Raw genomic sequence first — 18,247 nt, forward strand, 5'->3', positions numbered from 1 at the left:
AGTTAAGGCTTGCATTATGTCATTACGAAATATTATTGTCTCTATGAGTATACTTTTTCTCCTTGTCGGATGTTCAACAAAAGATATACAAACACCTGTACCTGCAAAACTTTTAAATTATCCGCAACACGTTGATGCACTTGCCGCACAAGCAATCTCTGTTGCGAGCATTGCACAAGATGATTTTACATACCGTTACTACTCGCCTTGGTTTCGCACGCATATGATCAACAAAAAAGATGACGCATCATGGGCTACCAAATCGTATGGCATTAAAGGACGCTATTACGGTGAAAACCTTCAACTGATTGCAGATGACGAGATTGATGCTATCATCCACAGTACCAATTTTGAAGCGTATGGAAGCATCAATGCGCATGCCATTATGATTCAAAATGAACAGATGCGAAACCTACCGACACAAAAGCCATTTTTTAAAAAAACAACACTGCCAGGAGAGGGTTATCCGTTTGACTACTTGCAAACCTCTCGTATCCATATTGCAGAGCCTATTTTGGTGTCACACTACACGCGAGATGGTGCATGGGCGTTTGTGGAGAGTTCATTTGCTTCAGGCTGGATTCCAAGTCATAGCTTTGTATGGCTAGATGCCAAAGAGCGTACCTCTTTCATTGATGCGCAAAAGATTGCCATCACAACCGATAATGTGCCTCTTTACAATGAAAAGCAGTATTTTATAACGTATGCCAAGATTGGTGCTATTTTTCCTATTAGTGGAGAAGATGATAATTTCTATCATGCGTTTACGTATACCAAAGATGCTGATTTTTTAGCGCATAAAATGACACTGATGATTCCAAAAGCATTTGCAAAAAAAGTGCCTCTTTCTTTTAGTCAAGACAATATCACTCAAATTGGCGACCAACTTTTAGGTGAAAAATATGGCTGGGGTGGGTACTTGGCTAACCGTGATTGTTCTGCTATGACGCGTGATTTTTTGGCACCTTTTGGAGTATGGATTCCTAGAAATTCCGCAGCCCAAAAGAGCTTTGGCGAATATATTAGCCTTAAAGATTTATCCCCACAGGAGAAAGAAGCGATGATTTTAAAACACGGTATTGCCTTTTTAAGCCTTATCTACCTCAAAGGGCATATTATGCTCTATGCGGGTGAGATTGACCATAAACCCGTTGTGATGCAAAACATCTGGGGAGTCAGAACCGTAGAAAACGGTATGGAAGGTCGAAATGTCATCGGCAAAGCCATTATCTCAGATTTACATGTAGGCGAAGGATTGCCCAATGTTCCACAAAAAGGTCTATTGATTAGTCGTGTTGAAGGCATTCTTGTAAAACCTGCCAATACCAAAAGCAACAACCTTGTTTCAAAATACCCTAGTGTCAAATCCATTCACGATAATACCGTTTTCTTTATGGATGGAAGCTCTCTTCTTTATGATGACAAAAAAGTTAAAAGTTTTGATGAGCTACTTGCAAATGCCGACATTGAAGACCAATTTACGCAAAAATACCCAGCATTTACACCGATTAGCGCACCTGCATTAAATGATGACCCGGGTCGATTCCGAAACGATGCATTTTTGAAAAAACTCTATGGTTTAACCAAAAGTGAGATTGAAAAAAATTTAGTCAGTATTAACTGGCTTCCAAAACACGGCGGTAAAAAAATCTATTTTAATAAAAACGAAAATGCAAGCGCGCAACTGCAAAAAGTTTCTGATGAGCTTGATGCTTTGCCTGAAGAGTATATAAAGTATCTTAAAAAAGTGGATGGCACGTACTATTTTCGTAAAATCGCAGGCACAAACCGTCTGAGTGCGCACAGTTATGGCATCGCCATTGACTTAGATACACACTACTCAAGCTACTGGCGATGGGATAAAACCTACCAATATAAAAATGAGTTTCCTCAAAAAATCGTCGATATTTTTGAAAAATACGGCTTTATTTGGGGAGGAAGATGGTACCACTACGATACCATGCACTTTGAGTACCGACCTGAGTTGTTTGAGAGTATCGACTAACCTAGACCACAACAAACGCTCTCTTCGTTCTCTTCATCGTCTTTGATGATAGCTTGCCCAGCAATAATCGTTTTGCCATCAAAACTCATCGTTGGGCTTCCATAAAGTTTCCAGCCATTATTTAAAAACTCCGTAATTCTCGCGCAAAATGTCGAATCATCGGGTCCTGTAATGAATTTGTACTGAATCATTGCATGCTCCTTTCATTTTTTAGCAAAAGTGTATCATGTTTCATACTTTACATGTAAAAAAATTTCAAAAAGTATAGATTTAAATCAAGGTTTTTGTTTTTTAAATCAGATAAAATGTCTCTCATATAAAAACAATGGAAAGGAATGAGATGACATTTACCGCAAAAATAGATAAAACGGCTTTGAAAGGAACCCCTGTAAAATTGGAAGGAAAATTCCAAGAGGTGGGCAATCCTGCGCCTATCATCAAAGTTGTGACACCTGACTTGCAAGATAAAATGGTTGGATTAGAAGGCAACAAAGCGCAACTTCTTATCGCTGTACCTTCTTTAGATACACCCGTTTGTAGTGCAGAAGCAAGACGCTTTAATCAAGAAGTCGCCCAATATGACACGATTGATACGACGATTATTTCGATGGATTTACCCTTTGCAAATGCTAAATTTTGTAATACACAAGGCATTGAAAACTTAAGTGTTGCGAGTGACTTTAGAGACAAAGCGTTTGCGAAAGCATATGGTATTTTAATTGGGGAAGGTGCATTACAAGGATTGTGTGCCAGAGCCATTTTTGTCATTAGTAAAGATGGAAAAATCGTCTATAAACAGATTGTTCCAGAAATTACGGAAGAACCAAATTATAGCGAGGCACTACAAGCTGCCATCGACGCTGGAAACAGGGGGGCTAGTTGCTGTGGTTTTTGTCAGTAGTTTAACCCCACCTCCTCCGCCTAAAACGACGGCGTTACAGAACCTAGTTGCCCAGCCACATCGCCTCTTTTTCTTTACAGGCGTTGTGCAAGGACTCTTATTTATCATTCTTTTAATGCTCAATTACACGGGCGTTATCGCATTAAATGTCAGTACAGGTCTTTATCATGGTTATGCGTTTATGTTTATTGTGTTTACGCAATTTTTCGCAGGCTTTTTGCTGACAACTTTTCCGCGCTACTTAGCACAGCCTTCTCCAAAAAAAGAGACGTATGTGCCTGTCGCATGGTGGATTAACGGTGGTGCAGTTTTATTTATTGCGCTTACGTTTATTTCACAACTTTACGCCACAATAGGCATGATGGTGATTGGCATTGGGTATATTAAATTGTGTCAAATTCTCTTAGCCATTCAAACCAAAAGCACTATTCCCGTGGCCAATAAAAAAGATACCACATGGATGCTCCGTGCTTTTGCATTGGGTGGGGTTTCACATCTCTTGTTTATTGTAGATGCGTTCATACCAACCTATTCGCTTGCATTGAGTATAGGGTTTTTTCTGTATTTGTTCTTAATTGTTATCGTTGTATCGCAAAAGATGATTCCATTCTTTACGGCTAATGCGATTGTAGGATACACCATCAATAAAAGCAGCTCTTTTATTCCCTTACTTATGGGTGCACTTGTTTTAAAGGTGGGCTTAGAATTTTTGGCTATCAATGCCTTTGTGGCGAATGGTGCTTTAACATTGATTTTAACGTATGAGCTTTTTAAATGGAAGCTCCCGTATAGCAAAGCACCTGCGATTTTAGGCGTGTTGTTTCTCTCCCTTTGGTGGGCACCTGTGGGATTTGCACTCTATAGTATCCAAGACATTTCGCTTTTAATGGGTATGCCCATTTTTATGGAAAAAGCACCGTTACACGCGATAGCACTTGGGTATTTTACGACGATTTTAATTGGATTTGGCACACGCATCGTTCTAGGGCATTCAGGAAGAACTCCCAAAGCAGACCTTTATGCACAAATACTCTTTGGACTGATACAACTGATGACTTTAATGCGTATTTTTGCAGGGATTTTTCCACAGTTTGGCTATGCACATGCCCTATTAACCGCGGCAGGGCTTTGGATTGTTGTTTTTGCATTGTGGTCGAAACGTTACCTTCATATTTTATTTGAAAAATAACGTTTAAGACGAGTCCATAAAGGGCTCGTCTTTTTACATGTAAAACGTGGGAATGACGTGTGACACTCTGCCAAAGAGGGCTTGGCGTAAGTCGTGCCAGAATTTCAAATTTATGAAACGACCTCGAAACCTGCTTCTTCAATGGCTTTATCAAAAAGAGTTACGTCCATTGGCATGTCGTATTCGACAATAGTTTTTCCACTTGCAAGATCGACATCAACACTTTTAACGCCTTTAATCGCTTCAAGTACCCCTTTGACACTCTTAACGCATCCCATACAACTCATACCTTTTACAACCAGTGTGATTGTTGCCATATTTTTTCCTTATTATGTGATTTTTTTATTTTACTTTCCAATGTCTGAGTAACAGTGAATTACTCACAACCGAGACCGAGCTCATAGCCATTGCCGCTCCTGCGATGACAGGACTCAGCATTCCTAAAAAGGCTAAGGGAATGGCTAATGTATTATACACAAAAGCGAGGAAGAGATTTTGCTTAATTTTTGACAGGGTAGCGCGCGAAAGATCAATAGCATGAAGAACATTAATAGGGTCATTTTTGGTTAAAATAAGGTCCGCACTCTCAATCGCAATGTCAGAGCCTTGTGCCATCGCAATGGCAACATCCGAAAGCGCAAGAGCTGGTGCATCGTTGATACCATCGCCCACCATGCAGACAAAATATCCTTCTTGTTTCAGCTGCGCAATTTTATCGGCTTTTTCAGAAGGTAGAACTTCGGCAAGAACGTGCTTTAATCCTAAAGAATCTGCCACAGCTTGTGCGCTGATACGGTTATCGCCTGTGAGCATATAGACTTCGATGTTTTTAGCCTGAAGCTTAGAAATAGCCTCTTTTGCACTCTCTCGAATCGTATCGCTTAGTGCAATGTAACCTAAAATCTCTTTTGACGTTGAAAGTGCGACGATGCTATTGCCTGAATGTAAAAGCCCTTCTGCTTCTGCGCTTGGTTGCATACCTGTCATCTGCGTAATAAAATGCATAGACCCTGCATAATAGGTGATACCTTCGCTATCGCCTGAAACGCCACGTCCTGAATAGTTTTGAAAATTCGTAACGTTATACGCCTTAGTATCAGTATGTTCCTTGGAAGCGTTTACGATGGCTTTAGCAAGCGGATGGTTAGAGCCCTCTTCTAATGCTGCGGCTAAAGCTAAAAGCTCATTTTCTGGTAAAAATGCATATTCACTCAGCACCGTATTGACCTTAATATCAGCATAAGTCAGTGTTCCTGTTTTATCAAACACAACGGCTGTGATTTTGCCGACATTTTCAAGCACTTCTGCATTTTTGATGAGAATACCTTCGCTCGCACCTCGTCCCACACCCACCATAATGGCTGTCGGTGTTGCAAGACCCAAAGCGCACGGGCACGCGATAACTAAAACAGCAACCGCATTAATCAGAGAAAGCTCAAAATCATGGCTGATAAACCACCATGCAATCAGTGTCACCGTAGCGATACCAACAACCACAGGAACAAAAATACCTGCAATCGTGTCGGCTAAACGCTGAATAGGTGCTTTGGAGCCTTGCGCCTCTTCAATCAGTTTGACAATGGAAGCTAAAAAAGTATCTGAGCCGACTTTGGTAGCTTTGCATTTGAGCATACCATCACCATTTTTAGTCGCCCCAACAACCGTGTCATTAAGAGACTTAAGCACCGGCAAACTTTCACCCGTCATCATGGATTCATCCACCAAGCTTTGTCCTTCAATAACAACACCATCCGTCGGAATACTCTGCCCTGCTTTGACAATAAAAATATCATTTACATGTAAATCTTCAATGCTGATTTCTTGCGTAACACCCGCTCTTTCAACAAACGCTGTTTTAGGCTGGAGGTGCAGAAGTTTAGCGATAGCAAACCCCGTCTTTGCTTTGGCGCGAAGCTCTAACAGTTTTCCAAGAAGCACTAAAGTAATCACCGAAGCAGACGCTTCAAAATAAAGATGCCCTGAAAGTCCTAGTACCATCACGGCAAGGCTTAACATATAAGCGGCACTCGTACCAAGTACCACCAATACATCCATATTGGCACCGCCACCCGCTAAGCTTTTATACGCACCCTTGTAAAATTTACGCCCCGCATAAAACTGAATGATACTTGCGAGTACAAGTTGTACCATAGGAGGTAAATGCCATGGATGAATGCCAATGAGCATAAAAATCATCTCCCCTAAAAATGGAAGGGTAATAACAGCGGCGATACTAAATTCAATCAAAAGCTTGCGATACTCTTGTTCTTTTTCCATGCTTTTTTGTTCTTGATCAACACTGATAAGTTCTGTAGCTTGAAATCCCGTCTTTTCAATTGTTTGAATAATTTTATCCAACCCAATTTCAGGATTAGAAGAGGTAATATGTGCGGTTTCTGCGGCTAAATTGACCGTTGCTTCAACACCGTCTATTTTATTTAGAACACGCTCAATACGCGCAGAACACGCTGCACACGTCATTCCTTTAATATCTAAATCAAAATTATTTTGAGACATATTTTGTCCTCTTTTTTATGACATTGTAACGCCCAAATCCTTGTGCTAAGATGAAAGGACAAGGCTAATTGCACGTTACATGTAAAAAAGTTTTAGAGCTCTTCAATACGATTTAAAAGCTCCACTTCTTCGATGTCCGTTGTAAAATCTTGGTAAGGAACATTTGCATCTTTCAGATTTTTGGTGGCTTTTGCTCCTAAACGCTTAAGATTTTCAACCCGACTCATGATATTTCCACTGCCTTCAGTAAGCTGTTTATGCGCAGTATCATAGCTATTATTGAGGGTTTGTATTTGTGCGCCAATTCGCCTAAAGTTTTCCGCAAAACCAACCATTTTGTCATACATCTTACCGGCTTCATCAAAGAGTTTTGAGGCCAAAGTGTTGGATTGTTCGCTTTGCCAGTAGAGATAAATCGTACGAAGTGAAACCGTCAAGGTAGAAGGATTGACAATGGCGATGTGCTTACGAAGTGCGTATTCGTACATTGTTGGGTCTTCACTAATAGCAATGGAAAAAGCGCCTTCAATAGGAACAAACATAAAAACATACTGGAGCGTTCCTTGTTTGTAGTGTGCATAGTCTTTGCTATCAAGCGTATCAATATGATTGCGAAAAGCTTGACACAGCGCTTTTGAAGCAATATGTTTTTCTTCTTCACTTTCTGCTCTGATAAACTCATCATAGCTGTTCAATGAGACCTTAGAATCAATGATAATCGTACGGTCTTGTGGCAATTTAATCACGACATCGGGGCGTTTGGTGCGACCTTCTTCATCTTTGTAACTCTCTTGGGTTTCATAATGCTCTCCCTTGCGAAGCCCTGAATACTCTAAAACACTTTCTAAAATCATCTCACCCCAGCTTCCTTGAGACTGTTTTTTTCCCTTAAGCGCTTGCGTTAAATTTTCGGCTTCTTTAGAAATGCTAACGCCAGCACGCGCTACAAGTTCAATTTCTTTGGAGAGTTCAGCAAATTTTTTAATGCTGGATTCTTGGGAGTTTTCAACGCTTTTTTTAAAGCTATCTAAATTTTCCTTGAAAGGTTTTAGCAATGTTTCGAGCGATTTTTGAGATGTTTCATCTAATTTTTGGAGCTTTTTCTCTAAATGTTGCTCCATAATGGCATTTAATTTAAGCTCTAATCTTTTACCTTGCTCTTCCAAGTCTGCTTTTAACGCAATATTCCCCTCTCTTTGGGCAGAGAGTTCAGCCTCTATTTTTGCTTTTTGAACGCTAAGCAGAATGTTTTCGTCTTGAATTTGTGTTGCAAAATTTTTGAGTTCTACAATCTCTTTTGATTTATCATTTAACAGGGTTCTAAACCATACAAAGCTAATGACCAACATTAAAACAAACGCGCCAACAACGCCTAAAAATAGGACTTCTTGTGACATTATGTACTCCTGAATTTTTTACATGTAAAACAGTTAGTTGATATAAATCGTATCCAAAATTTGGTTTTTAAAACGCATGTTTTCCAAATTTTGTTTTAAGACACGGTTTTCCTCTTTTAGAATGGAGTATTCTCCATAAAGTTTATTGATATCGCGGCTCATATAGTAAATCTGATTTTTGATATAAATCTTGGGCAAAATAAGTAAAAATGCAACCATTATCACCATATACACGAGCAGTAAAAAACGAAAATCGAGATTTTTTTCGATTTTTTGTTCGGCATCATAATGGTCTAAAAGCTGGTTTTTATCGTCCATTAGCTCTTCTTAATCTCAAAAATTCTTAATTTCGCACTACGGCTTCGTGGATTTTTTTTAATCTCAGCAGAACTGGCTTCAATCGGTTTTTTTGAGACCAATTTCCCCATAGAATGATTGTTTCCACACATGCAACGCATTACTTCAGGCGGGCAAATACAGTTCTGACTCCACACTTTAAATGTCTGCTTCACGATACGATCTTCCAATGAATGAAAAGAGATAATTCCCACAATGCAATGCTCTAAATCGGCATTTTTAATGCTTTCTAAAAGAGCAGTGAGGACACCTAGTTCATTATTGACTTCAATGCGAATGGCTTGAAATAAAAGTGTTGAAGGGTGGATTTTCTTTTTGAAACCAAGTTTTTCGACTAACTTGGACAACGCTTTCGCACTTTTAATCGGCTCTTTTGCACGCGCATCGTAAATGACCTGTGCCATTTTTTTAAAGTCGTGTATTTCACCGTATTCGCGTAAAATAAACTCTAATTCTTCTTTGGCGTAGTGATTGACAACATCGTAAGCACTGAGTTCTTGCGCAGGATTCATCCGCATGTCTAACACATCTGAATCAAAGGCAAACCCGCGCTCTTTTTTGTCCAATTGTAACGATGAAACACCAATATCCGCTAGAATGCCTCGAATTGGCAAATGCTTGTATTTTTGGATGACCGTTGCAAAATTGCCATGTTCAAACGTTACACGATCCCCAAAACGCATTAAACGTTGTTTGCTAAACGCTAATGCCTCTTCATCTTGATCGCATCCAATAAGTTTTATCTGGCTATTTTGCTCCAAAAGAGCTTCGCTGTGACCACCATACCCTAACGTACAATCGATAATATAACCATCATTAACCGTTTCAAAGGCTGCTTTAACCTCTTCTAAAAGTACGGGAATATGGGGAATGTTCACAAGGTTTCCTTCGCTTAAAATAAAGGTGCGTATTATAGTCTGTCTAGACTTACAATAGCCTCATATGCAACATCCATCATCGTCTCAATTTCATTACATGTAATGACATAAGGAGGCATAAAATAGACAACATGACTTAAAGGGCGTAACAAAACACCTTTTTTCAAGGCATACGTAAAGATTTTCAAATTAACACGAAAATCAACAGGATATTGTTGCAGTTCTACTGCTGCTATCATACCTGTTTGTCGTACATTTTTCACATTGGGCAGTGTTTTAAACTGTTCAAGTTTTGATGCCATGCAGGCAATTTTTTCTTGATTTTTTTCCAAAACCGCTTCATTTTCAAATAAATCAAGCGTCGCGTTAGCGGCACTGCATGCCAAAGGATTGCCGGTATAGCTATGTGAATGCAAAAAAGCTTTAAATTCGCCATAATCACAATAAAACACGTCGTAAATTTTTTGAGTCGTCAGCACAACAGATAATGGCAAATATCCACCCGTTAGTCCTTTAGACAGTGTCATAAAATCGGGGCTAACACCAGCATACTCACACGCAAACATTTTACCCGTTCGACCAAAGCCAACAGCGATTTCATCGGCAATGAGATGAATATTATATTGGTCACACAGTTTGCGTGCTAACGTAATGTAGAGGGGATGATACATATGCATATACCCTGCACATTGTACCAATGGTTCAAGGATAAAAGCGGAAATCACAGAACCTTTTTCTTTAAAAATTGCTTCGAGTCCTAAAGCGGCTTCACGCGCGGCATCTTCGCTCATATCTTTTGGTACGGGTGCTTGAAACGTCGGGAGCAAAATCTCTTCGTAAATCTCTTTATACAAATCAACATCGCCTACCGATAAAGCACCAATCGTCTCGCCATGGTAACTGTTGCTTAAAGAGACAAAGAAAGGACGCTTTTCACCTCTGTTTTTATGGTATTGAAAGCTCATTTTCAGGGCAACTTCAATGGCACTTGAACCGTTATCCGCATAAAAACATTTCTCTAATCCAGCGGGTGTTATCGCGCAAAGCCTCTCGGAGAGTCTGATAATTGGTTCATGGGTAAATCCAGCAAAAATAACATGTTCTAAGGTATCGAGTTGTTCTTTTATTTTTTGATTAATGTAGGGATGGGCATGCCCGAAAAGATTAACCCACCAAGAACTAACACCATCAATATAACTGTTATCATCAAAATCTTTTAGATAAACACCCTTGCCACTTTTAATGGGAATGATTGGAAGCGTTTCGTGGTCTTTCATTTGGGTGCAAGGATGCCAAATATGCTTGAAATCGGCATCGATAAGCGTTTGTTTGTTCATGATTCATTTTTACCTTTTTTTGTTAGGAGTTTTCCTTAATTTATCGTTATTTAATAACTATGTAGATAGAATTATATCAAAATACAAAGTTCTTAAAGGGCAAGAATGATTACGTGGATGCAGCGTCATAAAAAATATTTGGTTATCACTATCTGGATTAGCACTATTGCGTTCGTTGGTGCAGGATTTGTAGGATGGGGTGCATATGATCTGAATAAAGACAGAGCCGCTTCCGTCGCAAAAGTCGGTCACCGTACTATTTCCGTCCAAGAGTTTCAATCCGCTTATGCTAACCATTACAGTTTTTACAACAATTTGCTCGGTGGGAAGCTTACACAAGAGCAAGCAGACCAAATGGGTCTTGATAAAATCGTTATGAAAACTTTAGTCAATCAAGCGCTTCTTCTTAATTATGCCGATGAGATTGGTCTTCTAGCAACAAAAAGCGACGTCAAAGAACGTTTGGCATCCAATCAAAATTTTCAGACCAATGGAGTTTTTAACAAAGACCTTTATTATTCTATCCTCAAATCAAACCGTATCAATCCAAGCGATTATGAAAAAGGTCTTGAAAAAGAGATACTTTATGCAAAACTAGAAAGTTTTTTTAAATTACCTCCTTCACAAAAAGAGATTGACCTTTTTACCTCTGCATTTTTTATGGAAGATCGTCTAGCCGTTAGTGCTATCAGCCTTGATGCAAATGAAGTGACTGCTACGGATGATCAAATCAAAACATACTGGGAAGCGCACAAATCCGAGTACCTTACGAAGAAAAGCTATACGTTAGAGCTTCTTAAAGTACCTTCAAGTGATACAAAAGTCGATCCTAAAGGACTTGAAGATTTCTTTGCACAAGAGAAATACAACTATAAACACGATGATGGTAAGTTAATGAGCTTTGAAGAAGCGAAAGACCAAGTCACCAAAGATTTTCAACTGAAAAATGATAAAAAAGCTGCGCTTGAAGCATACCTTGCCTTTAAAAAAGGCGAAGCCAATGCAACTGAAACGAAAGTCATTTACGATGATGACACAACCTTCCCACTCGATAAAATTCAAACTGCTGCGAAAGACGAAGTGCTTAAGCCCCTTGTATTGCAAGATCATTACGTTGTTATTAAAGTAAAAGAGATAAAATTTCCAGAACCTATGCCGTTTGAGCTTGCAAAAAAAGATGCAACACGTGGACTTTTAGATGAGCTTAAAGCCTCTGCTCTTGAAAAAAAGGCAGAAGCAAAGCTTGCATCATTTAGTGGAACAGATATTGGCTTTGTGAGTCGCGATTCTGTTAAAGCGATTGCAGGGTTAAACGAAGCAAAAAGCGCAGAATTTTTTAGTCACGTTTTTGATAACACGACAAAAAAAGGTTATAAAATTATTGATGGGAAAGCCATTGTCTACGAGATTTTGGAACAAAAGTTGCTTAACACAGACAAAGCTAAGCAATATGTTAGTTTGATTAGTGAGAATGTACAACAAGCTAAGCAAACAGAGTTAAATCAAAATCTTATAAAAAAGCTAGCGACTCTTTACAAAGTCGAGCAATATTATAAAGGAAAATAGTTGAGCACTACGATTTTAGGTATTGACATTGGTTCAACCAAGATTTGCGCTATTATTGCTCAAAAAAACGATGATGGTGACATCAAAATCTTAGGTGCAGGCATTTCAAAGTCACAAGGTCTTAAAAAAGGTATTATCACCAATATTGATCTTGCATCCAAATCGATTCGCAATGCGCTTAATGATGCAAAGCGAGTCGCAGGCACACAATATGAAAGAGTCATTGTTTCTATTTCAGGTGCGTATACTAAAAGTGTCGATAGTAGCGGTATAGTTAATATTCCCAACAGAGACATTGGCATTAAAGAGATCAATCGAGCAATGCAAATGGCCGATCATAATGCTAATATCCCTAATGAATATGAAAAATTACATGTACTTCCGTATAACTTTAAAGTCGATGACCAAGAATTTATAGAAGACCCTCTTGGGATGAACGGTGCTCGATTAGAAGTGCAAGTACATATTATTACGGCACAAAAATCTTCACTCAGCAATCTTCGCAAAGCTGTTAAATCAGCAGGCGTTGAAATTGACAATATTGTTCTTGGTTGTTATGCTTCAGCCATTGCTGTTTTGAATCACGATGAAAGGGAATTAGGTGTTGCTGTCATTGATATGGGAGGCGCTACCTGTAATGTCATGATTCATGCCGGCAATTCTATGCGTTTTAATGATTATCTAGGGGTTGGGTCACTCAACATCACCAACGACCTCTCTACGGCTCTTCATACACCTCTTGGTGCTGCTGAGGAGATTAAAATCAACTACGGTTCATTGAAAAACAATTCAAGTGAACTCATTGAATTACCTGTCATCGGTGATGATGGCTCAACCCATGAAGTATCACTTAATATTGTTTCAAATGTCATTTATGTACGGGTTGAAGAGACATTGATGATTCTTGCAAAAACACTGGAAGACAGCAGTTTTAAAGAACAAATAGGTGCTGGTGTTGTATTAACAGGTGGAATGACTAAACTCGATGGCATTCGAGAACTTGCTTCTGCAATTTTCGATAATGTTCCTATCAGAATAGCCAAACCAAGAGAGATGGATGGGCTTTTTGAAACACTCAGAGATCCAAGCTATTCAACAGCAATTGGTCTTGTCTTGTACGGCGGTGGTTATTTTACGCCGTATGAAATTGATTCCAATAAAAAATTACGTTATAAAGATGAAACCATTGAACCTACCAGACACGTTCATCAAGAACCACTTGAAGACCTTGAAGAATCTGGAGACAATGAAGTAGGAGGAACACTTCCTGCTGATAATGCAAAAGAAAAATTAAAAGACTTGGCAAACATCCAAGAAGAACATAGTGAAGGGTTTGGCTCAAAACTATGGAACAGATTGACACAACTATTTTAGAGAGGGGTAAGAGGTTATGAATGGTTTTAGCATAGAAGAATCAAAAGGTGTTTATGGCGCTAAGATTAAGGTCATCGGCGTTGGTGGTGGTGGTGGTAATATGATCAACCACATGGTACGTGAAGGTATCAATGGTATTGATCTTATTGCGGCTAATACAGATGCACAAGCCCTCGAAAACTGTTTAGCAAAAACTAAAATACAGTTAGGTAAAAAAGGACTTGGTGCGGGAATGCGTCCAGAAGTGGGTAAAGAATCTGCTTTAGAGAGTTATGAAGAGATTAAAACCTCTCTTGAAAAAGCAGATATTGTCTTTATTGCATCCGGTTTCGGTGGGGGCACGGGAACAGGAGCAGCACCTGTTGTCGCACAAGCGGCAAAAGAAGTTGGTGCTTTAACCGTAGCCGTTGTTACACGTCCTTTTATCTTTGAAGGTAAAAAAAGAGCTAAACTTGCTGAACTAGGTATTAATGAATTACGCAAAGAGAGTGATTCTATTGTTATCATTCCTAATGATAAGCTTCTCTCAATTGTTGATGCAAAATTTGGTATTAAAGATAGTTTTAGAATTGTTGATGATGTGTTAAGCCGTGCAGTCAGTGGTATGAGTTTGGTTGTCCTCTCTTCTGGCCAAAGCGATATCAATGTGGATTTTGCTGACGTACAAACCGTTATGAGTCATCGTGGTATGGCACTGATGGGTATTGGTGAAAGTACCGGTGAAGAAGCAGCAATTGAAGCTATCAAAAGTGCCATTGAATCTCCTCTTCTTGATAACATGTCTATCAATGGAGCGTTGGGTGTTCTTGTACACTTTCAACTTCCTCCTACCTATCCACTTAATGAGATTAGCTCAGCTATGGGCCTTATTATGGATTGTGCTGATGAAGATGCGGATGTTATTTTTGGTACCACAACAGATGAGAATATGCCAGAAAACAGTGTTAGAGTAACTATTGTTGCAACAGGTTTTGAAAACAAAGTTGAAGCAAAAGAACTCAAAGCGCTCAATAGTAACCAAGAAGCTATTAAGAAAGAACGTATTTTACGTATGAAAAAAGTAAGTGGTGGCTATGAGGGACAAGATGATTATCTTGATATCCCAACATACATTAGACACCAAATGGATTAATAACGCTTTCTAACCCCTCAAAAAAGCAAGAAGCATTTCGCTTCTTGCCCTCTTCTTTTTTATTTTAGACTCAACCAGCCTCGTCTTAAAAAAAGTCCAAATTGCGCTACCATTAAAAACTTCATGACCCATTCACTTTGTTTATGCATCTTTGCAAATGCCTCTGTCATTGTCTGTTCTGCACCTAAATGTTGCGCTTGAATAATATAAGGCGTGTAGTAATAAATAAACAATCCTGTAGCAATAACCACAAGCACAGACAATATAAATGAAAGTAAGTCGTTATTTTTACACATCATTACGACTTGTACCTCATAAATAATGCTGTAAAGTGCGATAAAGCCTATGGTAATATTCATCTTCAAAAAGACTTGCGTCATTAAAAGACCACTTTGAAAATGTGTTAAAACACCTTCACCTATATACTTCTGTGGAAAGAATATCACAGGCGCTACAAATGCTCCTGCGGCTATCTCAACACCCAGTGCAATTCCAAGAAGCACTAAATAGATCATTATAAAACTTTTCATCTTTTCTCCTTTATCCAAAATCCACGATCCAAATTGGCTAAATCTTTATAAAAGCTCACTTCCAAGCCTTTTGATTGTGCATATTTCATGAGAGGTAATCGTTGGTCATATCCCATTTCGCACGCCAGTATACCAATGTTTCGCTCACAATATAAATCAATAATATGCCGTAGCATTTCATCCCCTCTTTCTCCACCAAACAGCGCTAAATTGGGTTCAAAAGAAAGCCCCTGCCCTAAAGACTCCTTATTGGCAATGTAAGGAGGATTTGAGACCAATATATCCATACTGCCATCTACGGCATCTAAATAACTGCTCTGAAAAAAAGTAATGCGATCACTAACGCCATGCAGATGGGCATTGTACTGGCTCACAGCTAAAGCGTCGTTGGAAATATCAACGGCGATAAGACGTGTATTGGGTAACAGCAATGCCAACATAATGCTAATAATACCACTACCACAGCCAATTTCAACGATACGAGGATGCTCAAACTCTTTGGATAATTCCACAACATGCTCTACCAAGAGTTCTGTTTCAGGGCGTGGAATTAAAACACGATTATCAACGTAGAAATCCCTACCGTAAAATGTTGCTTTTTGAAGGATGTATTCTAAAGGTTCATGCAAAGAGCGACGCTTAACATAGTTTTCCAAACGCTCATCCATCTCGATGGTATCATCACTGTGTGCCACAAGCCAACTCATCTCTTTGTTTAACACTTCACCAAGAAGTATCATCGCCTCTTTTTGAGGAATATTGGTAACCTCTTTCAAGGTTGAAGAGATTACATGTAAAAGCTCTTTAACCTTCACATGCATCCTTCGTTTCTATCGTCATTCCTAACTTTTGTAAACGCTGAACCAATGGTGGGTGCGTAAAATAAAGGGCGATGGTTAAAGGATGTGCTAGTGGAAAACTTTTATTTTCATCTGCTAATTTAACCAGTGCTGAACGAAGTGCTTCTTTACTCTCGCATTCACTGCCATATTCGTCAGCTTTGTACTCGTTATAACGACTGAGCATTCCAAAAAGAGGCATCATAAAAAAAGAGATAACTGGAGAGAGGAGTAAAAAAAGTGCCATAATCATATAGGCAGATACATTTACATGTAAAAGTGTAAAAAGCTCTTCGGGTAAATTTCCAAATACGGCAAACATAACAAATAACATAAAGGCACTTGAAGCGATGTTTTTGAGAATATCTTTGTGTTTAAAGTGACCTAATTCGTGCCCTAAAACAGCCAATAATTCATGTTTTTCTAGTTTCGCAATTAAAGTATCAAACAATACCACGCGTTTAGAACTCCCCAACCCTCCAAAATAGGCATTAAGTCTGTTATCTCTCTTACTTGCATCCAAACTAAACACACCACTGCTTTTCAGTCCTGCTTGTTGCAATAACGCTTCTATGGATTCTTTCAAACTCGCATCTTCAAGAGGTGTTAGTTTATTAAAGAGAGGAACAATGACAATAGGATAAATCATATTGATAAACAAGATAACCACAAAAGCAAATAAAAATCCATAAAACCACCAATAGGTAAATGTATCAATAATGACACTCATCCCCCAGAAAAATGCTCCTCCAAAGACAACAAGCATGACCGCTGATTTGATTTGGTCAAAAAGATATGTTTTAACATCAATGGTAGAAAATCCAAATTTTTTATCTAACCCAAATGTTTGGTAAAGATCAAATGGCAGCCCAAGCACATAATTGATAGCGATAAAGCTCAAAAGAAATACAACGGACTGAAACGATGCGTTATTCATATGAATCATACTCTCTAAGCTTGAAAGACCAAAAGCAAACCAACCAAAAAAGAGTACAAAATCAAATAACGTACTTAACAATACTAACTTTGAAGAGGCGATTTTATACGCTGCCGCTTTGGCATAATTACTAGGGGAGAGAACAATAGGCGCAAATGTCTTTGCTTTTGTGACAAAACCTATTTCCATTACTGTGGCATAGAGTTTGACGAGAAGGTAGATGATATAAAGGCCCAAAATAAATTCTAACATTGCACTATTTCCTTACATAATTTCAAAAGATACTATGATACCAATTTTTCATCAATAATTGATAAATCACTTGCAACGCGTTTACAACACTCATACTATATGATGTCACTATAAAAGACTATCTTAAATCAAATTAAAAGCAAAAAAATTTACTTAAATAAATTATTAGGAAAATGTGTTTACAATAATTTAACACCACAAAAGGAGGCTTCAATGAGTATCTCTAAACAACTGATGCTACTGCTAAGTATCGCTATTTTAGGCATGCTAACGATTTTTGGTTTTGCCATGACAAAAATGGATGAAATTTATGATGAAACCAACTATGCTAATGTTAATTCATTGCCCAGTGTTGAGTTGCTCAACGACACCATGCAAAATGGTTATCGCTTACGTTTAAATCTTTGGGAACACATCTCTCATGCAAAACCTGAAGAGGTTGCCTCAGCAGAAAAGGCTGTTTTAAAAGTCAAAGAAGCGATTAACACATCACTAAAAGAGTATGAAAAATTACTCTCCAATGATGAAGATAAAGCCTACCTAGACAAAGATAAAGAAGCACTCATGAAAGCTTTTAGCATTATTGAGCAAGTCATGCAACTTTCAAAAGAAAACCATAAAACAGAAGCGGCGGAAATGTTGAACAAAAATCGCCCTTTGTTACTTGCTTTTACAAAGGCCCTTGCCGCACATATGTCCTACAATATGGATGTTGCAAAACAAATGGCAGAGAAAGCTTCTAAAACAAGTAGCTATGCCAATGTTATTATGATTATTGTTTCATTAGGTGTTATCGCAACTATATTAGTTATCAGCTTTCTCATCCGAAACAATATTATGCAAGGCGTACACCTTATACGTGATAGTATCACCAATTTTGTGCGTAACAAAGAACTCAATTTTAGAATCCATTATGCTAAAACCAATGAAATCAGTGAAATCGTTCAAAGTTTTAACGATTTGGTTTCAACTCTTGAAAATACTATTATTGATGCAAAAACATCTTCCAGTGAAAATGCCTCTGTTTCACATGAAC

At 38.5% G+C, this 18,247-nt stretch carries 17 protein-coding genes; 7 read left to right on the forward strand and 10 right to left on the reverse strand.

Annotated features, from left to right (window positions below; translation table 11 throughout):
* Positions 1-16 precede the first annotated feature (16 nt).
* Positions 17-2,005, forward strand: a complete 1,989-nt coding sequence (locus tag AC5SLP_RS12890; RefSeq protein ID WP_495255563.1) for an SH3 domain-containing protein — start codon at positions 17-19, stop codon at positions 2,003-2,005.
* Here AC5SLP_RS12890 and AC5SLP_RS12895 read toward each other — a convergent pair.
* A complete protein-coding gene (locus AC5SLP_RS12895; protein WP_495255564.1) occupies positions 2,002-2,196 on the reverse strand; it encodes a DUF1737 domain-containing protein in 195 nt (64 codons plus the stop codon). The two genes, AC5SLP_RS12890 and AC5SLP_RS12895, sit on opposite strands and share 4 nt — an antisense overlap.
* A 149-nt stretch (positions 2,197-2,345) precedes the next feature.
* On the opposite strand from AC5SLP_RS12895, the gene tpx reads away from it, so the two are divergent.
* Complete coding sequence (gene tpx / locus AC5SLP_RS12900) at positions 2,346-2,906, forward strand: thiol peroxidase (protein ID WP_495255565.1); 561 nt, start codon at positions 2,346-2,348, stop codon at positions 2,904-2,906.
* A complete protein-coding gene (locus AC5SLP_RS12905) occupies positions 2,890-4,095 on the forward strand; it encodes an NnrS family protein (RefSeq protein ID WP_495255566.1) in 1,206 nt (401 codons plus the stop codon). Before tpx ends, AC5SLP_RS12905 begins: the two co-directional genes overlap by 17 nt.
* A gap of 110 nt (positions 4,096-4,205) precedes the next feature.
* Here AC5SLP_RS12905 and AC5SLP_RS12910 read toward each other — a convergent pair whose 3' ends face one another.
* From AC5SLP_RS12910 to AC5SLP_RS12935, 6 genes are all read right to left on the reverse strand, one after another.
* Positions 4,206-4,412: a heavy-metal-associated domain-containing protein gene (locus AC5SLP_RS12910; protein WP_495255567.1), complete on the reverse strand. Its 207-nt coding sequence runs from the start codon at positions 4,410-4,412 to the stop codon at positions 4,206-4,208.
* A 25-nt stretch (positions 4,413-4,437) separates the two neighbouring features.
* Positions 4,438-6,612: a heavy metal translocating P-type ATPase gene (locus AC5SLP_RS12915; RefSeq protein ID WP_495255568.1), complete on the reverse strand. Its 2,175-nt coding sequence runs from the start codon at positions 6,610-6,612 to the stop codon at positions 4,438-4,440.
* A gap of 92 nt (positions 6,613-6,704) precedes the next feature.
* Positions 6,705-8,009 carry a DNA recombination protein RmuC gene (locus AC5SLP_RS12920; RefSeq protein WP_495255569.1) on the reverse strand — a complete coding sequence of 435 codons (1,305 nt, stop codon included), beginning with the start codon at positions 8,007-8,009 and terminating at the stop codon, positions 6,705-6,707.
* Positions 8,010-8,042: 33 nt separating this feature from the next.
* On the reverse strand, positions 8,043-8,327 hold the full coding sequence (locus tag AC5SLP_RS12925; RefSeq protein WP_495255570.1) for a hypothetical protein: 285 nt from the start codon (positions 8,325-8,327) through the stop codon (positions 8,043-8,045).
* Positions 8,327-9,244 carry a 16S rRNA (cytosine(1402)-N(4))-methyltransferase RsmH gene (rsmH, locus tag AC5SLP_RS12930; RefSeq protein WP_495255571.1) on the reverse strand — a complete coding sequence of 306 codons (918 nt, stop codon included), beginning with the start codon at positions 9,242-9,244 and terminating at the stop codon, positions 8,327-8,329. Before rsmH ends, AC5SLP_RS12925 begins: the two co-directional genes overlap by 1 nt.
* A gap of 32 nt (positions 9,245-9,276) precedes the next feature.
* On the reverse strand, positions 9,277-10,581 hold the full coding sequence (locus AC5SLP_RS12935) for an adenosylmethionine--8-amino-7-oxononanoate transaminase (RefSeq protein WP_495255572.1): 1,305 nt from the start codon (positions 10,579-10,581) through the stop codon (positions 9,277-9,279).
* Between the two features lie 105 nt (positions 10,582-10,686).
* Between AC5SLP_RS12935 and AC5SLP_RS12940 the strand changes: the two genes are divergently transcribed.
* The 3 genes from AC5SLP_RS12940 to ftsZ are packed head-to-tail and all read left to right on the forward strand — an operon-like array spanning position 10,687 to position 14,653.
* Positions 10,687-12,147, forward strand: coding sequence for a peptidylprolyl isomerase (locus tag AC5SLP_RS12940; RefSeq protein ID WP_495255573.1), 1,461 nt, complete (start codon positions 10,687-10,689; stop codon positions 12,145-12,147).
* A complete protein-coding gene (gene ftsA, locus AC5SLP_RS12945; RefSeq protein ID WP_495255574.1) occupies positions 12,148-13,521 on the forward strand; it encodes a cell division protein FtsA in 1,374 nt (457 codons plus the stop codon).
* Positions 13,522-13,537: 16 nt separating this feature from the next.
* Positions 13,538-14,653: a cell division protein FtsZ gene (gene ftsZ, locus AC5SLP_RS12950; RefSeq protein ID WP_495255575.1), complete on the forward strand. Its 1,116-nt coding sequence runs from the start codon at positions 13,538-13,540 to the stop codon at positions 14,651-14,653.
* Between the two features lie 59 nt (positions 14,654-14,712).
* Here ftsZ and AC5SLP_RS12955 read toward each other — a convergent pair whose 3' ends face one another.
* Genes AC5SLP_RS12955 through AC5SLP_RS12965 form a run of 3 tightly spaced genes read right to left on the reverse strand, consistent with a single transcriptional unit; the run spans position 14,713 to position 17,211 of the window.
* Positions 14,713-15,183 (reverse strand): DUF4149 domain-containing protein, encoded by a 471-nt coding sequence (locus AC5SLP_RS12955; RefSeq protein ID WP_495255576.1) that lies wholly within the window; start codon positions 15,181-15,183, stop codon positions 14,713-14,715.
* Positions 15,180-15,998: a peptide chain release factor N(5)-glutamine methyltransferase gene (gene prmC, locus AC5SLP_RS12960; protein ID WP_495255577.1), complete on the reverse strand. Its 819-nt coding sequence runs from the start codon at positions 15,996-15,998 to the stop codon at positions 15,180-15,182. Before prmC ends, AC5SLP_RS12955 begins: the two co-directional genes overlap by 4 nt.
* Entirely contained in the window at positions 15,988-17,211 is a 1,224-nt protein-coding gene (locus tag AC5SLP_RS12965; protein ID WP_495255578.1) for a M48 family metallopeptidase, read from the reverse strand. Before AC5SLP_RS12965 ends, prmC begins: the two co-directional genes overlap by 11 nt.
* A gap of 213 nt (positions 17,212-17,424) precedes the next feature.
* Here AC5SLP_RS12965 and AC5SLP_RS12970 point away from each other — a divergent pair.
* Positions 17,425-18,247: MCP four helix bundle domain-containing protein (locus tag AC5SLP_RS12970; RefSeq protein WP_495255579.1), on the forward strand; the 823-nt coding region annotated here is incomplete at its 3' end.

This window comes from Sulfurospirillum sp. E15m (genome assembly GCF_059415145.1).

Excerpts from the sequence above, each read along its gene's own strand:
- AC5SLP_RS12890 (WP_495255563.1), top strand. The coding sequence starts at position 17 with ATGTCATTACGAAATATTATTGTCTCTATGAGTATACTTTTTCTCCTT.
- AC5SLP_RS12895 (WP_495255564.1), bottom strand. The coding sequence starts at position 2,196 with ATGATTCAGTACAAATTCATTACAGGACCCGATGATTCGACATTTTGC.
- tpx (WP_495255565.1), top strand. The coding sequence starts at position 2,346 with ATGACATTTACCGCAAAAATAGATAAAACGGCTTTGAAAGGAACCCCT.
- AC5SLP_RS12910 (WP_495255567.1), bottom strand. The coding sequence starts at position 4,412 with ATGGCAACAATCACACTGGTTGTAAAAGGTATGAGTTGTATGGGATGC.
- AC5SLP_RS12915 (WP_495255568.1), bottom strand. The coding sequence starts at position 6,612 with ATGTCTCAAAATAATTTTGATTTAGATATTAAAGGAATGACGTGTGCA.
- AC5SLP_RS12920 (WP_495255569.1), bottom strand. The coding sequence starts at position 8,009 with ATGTCACAAGAAGTCCTATTTTTAGGCGTTGTTGGCGCGTTTGTTTTA.
- AC5SLP_RS12925 (WP_495255570.1), bottom strand. The coding sequence starts at position 8,327 with ATGGACGATAAAAACCAGCTTTTAGACCATTATGATGCCGAACAAAAA.
- AC5SLP_RS12935 (WP_495255572.1), bottom strand. The coding sequence starts at position 10,581 with ATGAACAAACAAACGCTTATCGATGCCGATTTCAAGCATATTTGGCAT.
- AC5SLP_RS12940 (WP_495255573.1), top strand. The coding sequence starts at position 10,687 with ATGATTACGTGGATGCAGCGTCATAAAAAATATTTGGTTATCACTATC.
- ftsZ (WP_495255575.1), top strand. The coding sequence starts at position 13,538 with ATGAATGGTTTTAGCATAGAAGAATCAAAAGGTGTTTATGGCGCTAAG.
- AC5SLP_RS12955 (WP_495255576.1), bottom strand. The coding sequence starts at position 15,183 with ATGAAAAGTTTTATAATGATCTATTTAGTGCTTCTTGGAATTGCACTG.
- AC5SLP_RS12965 (WP_495255578.1), bottom strand. The coding sequence starts at position 17,211 with ATGTTAGAATTTATTTTGGGCCTTTATATCATCTACCTTCTCGTCAAA.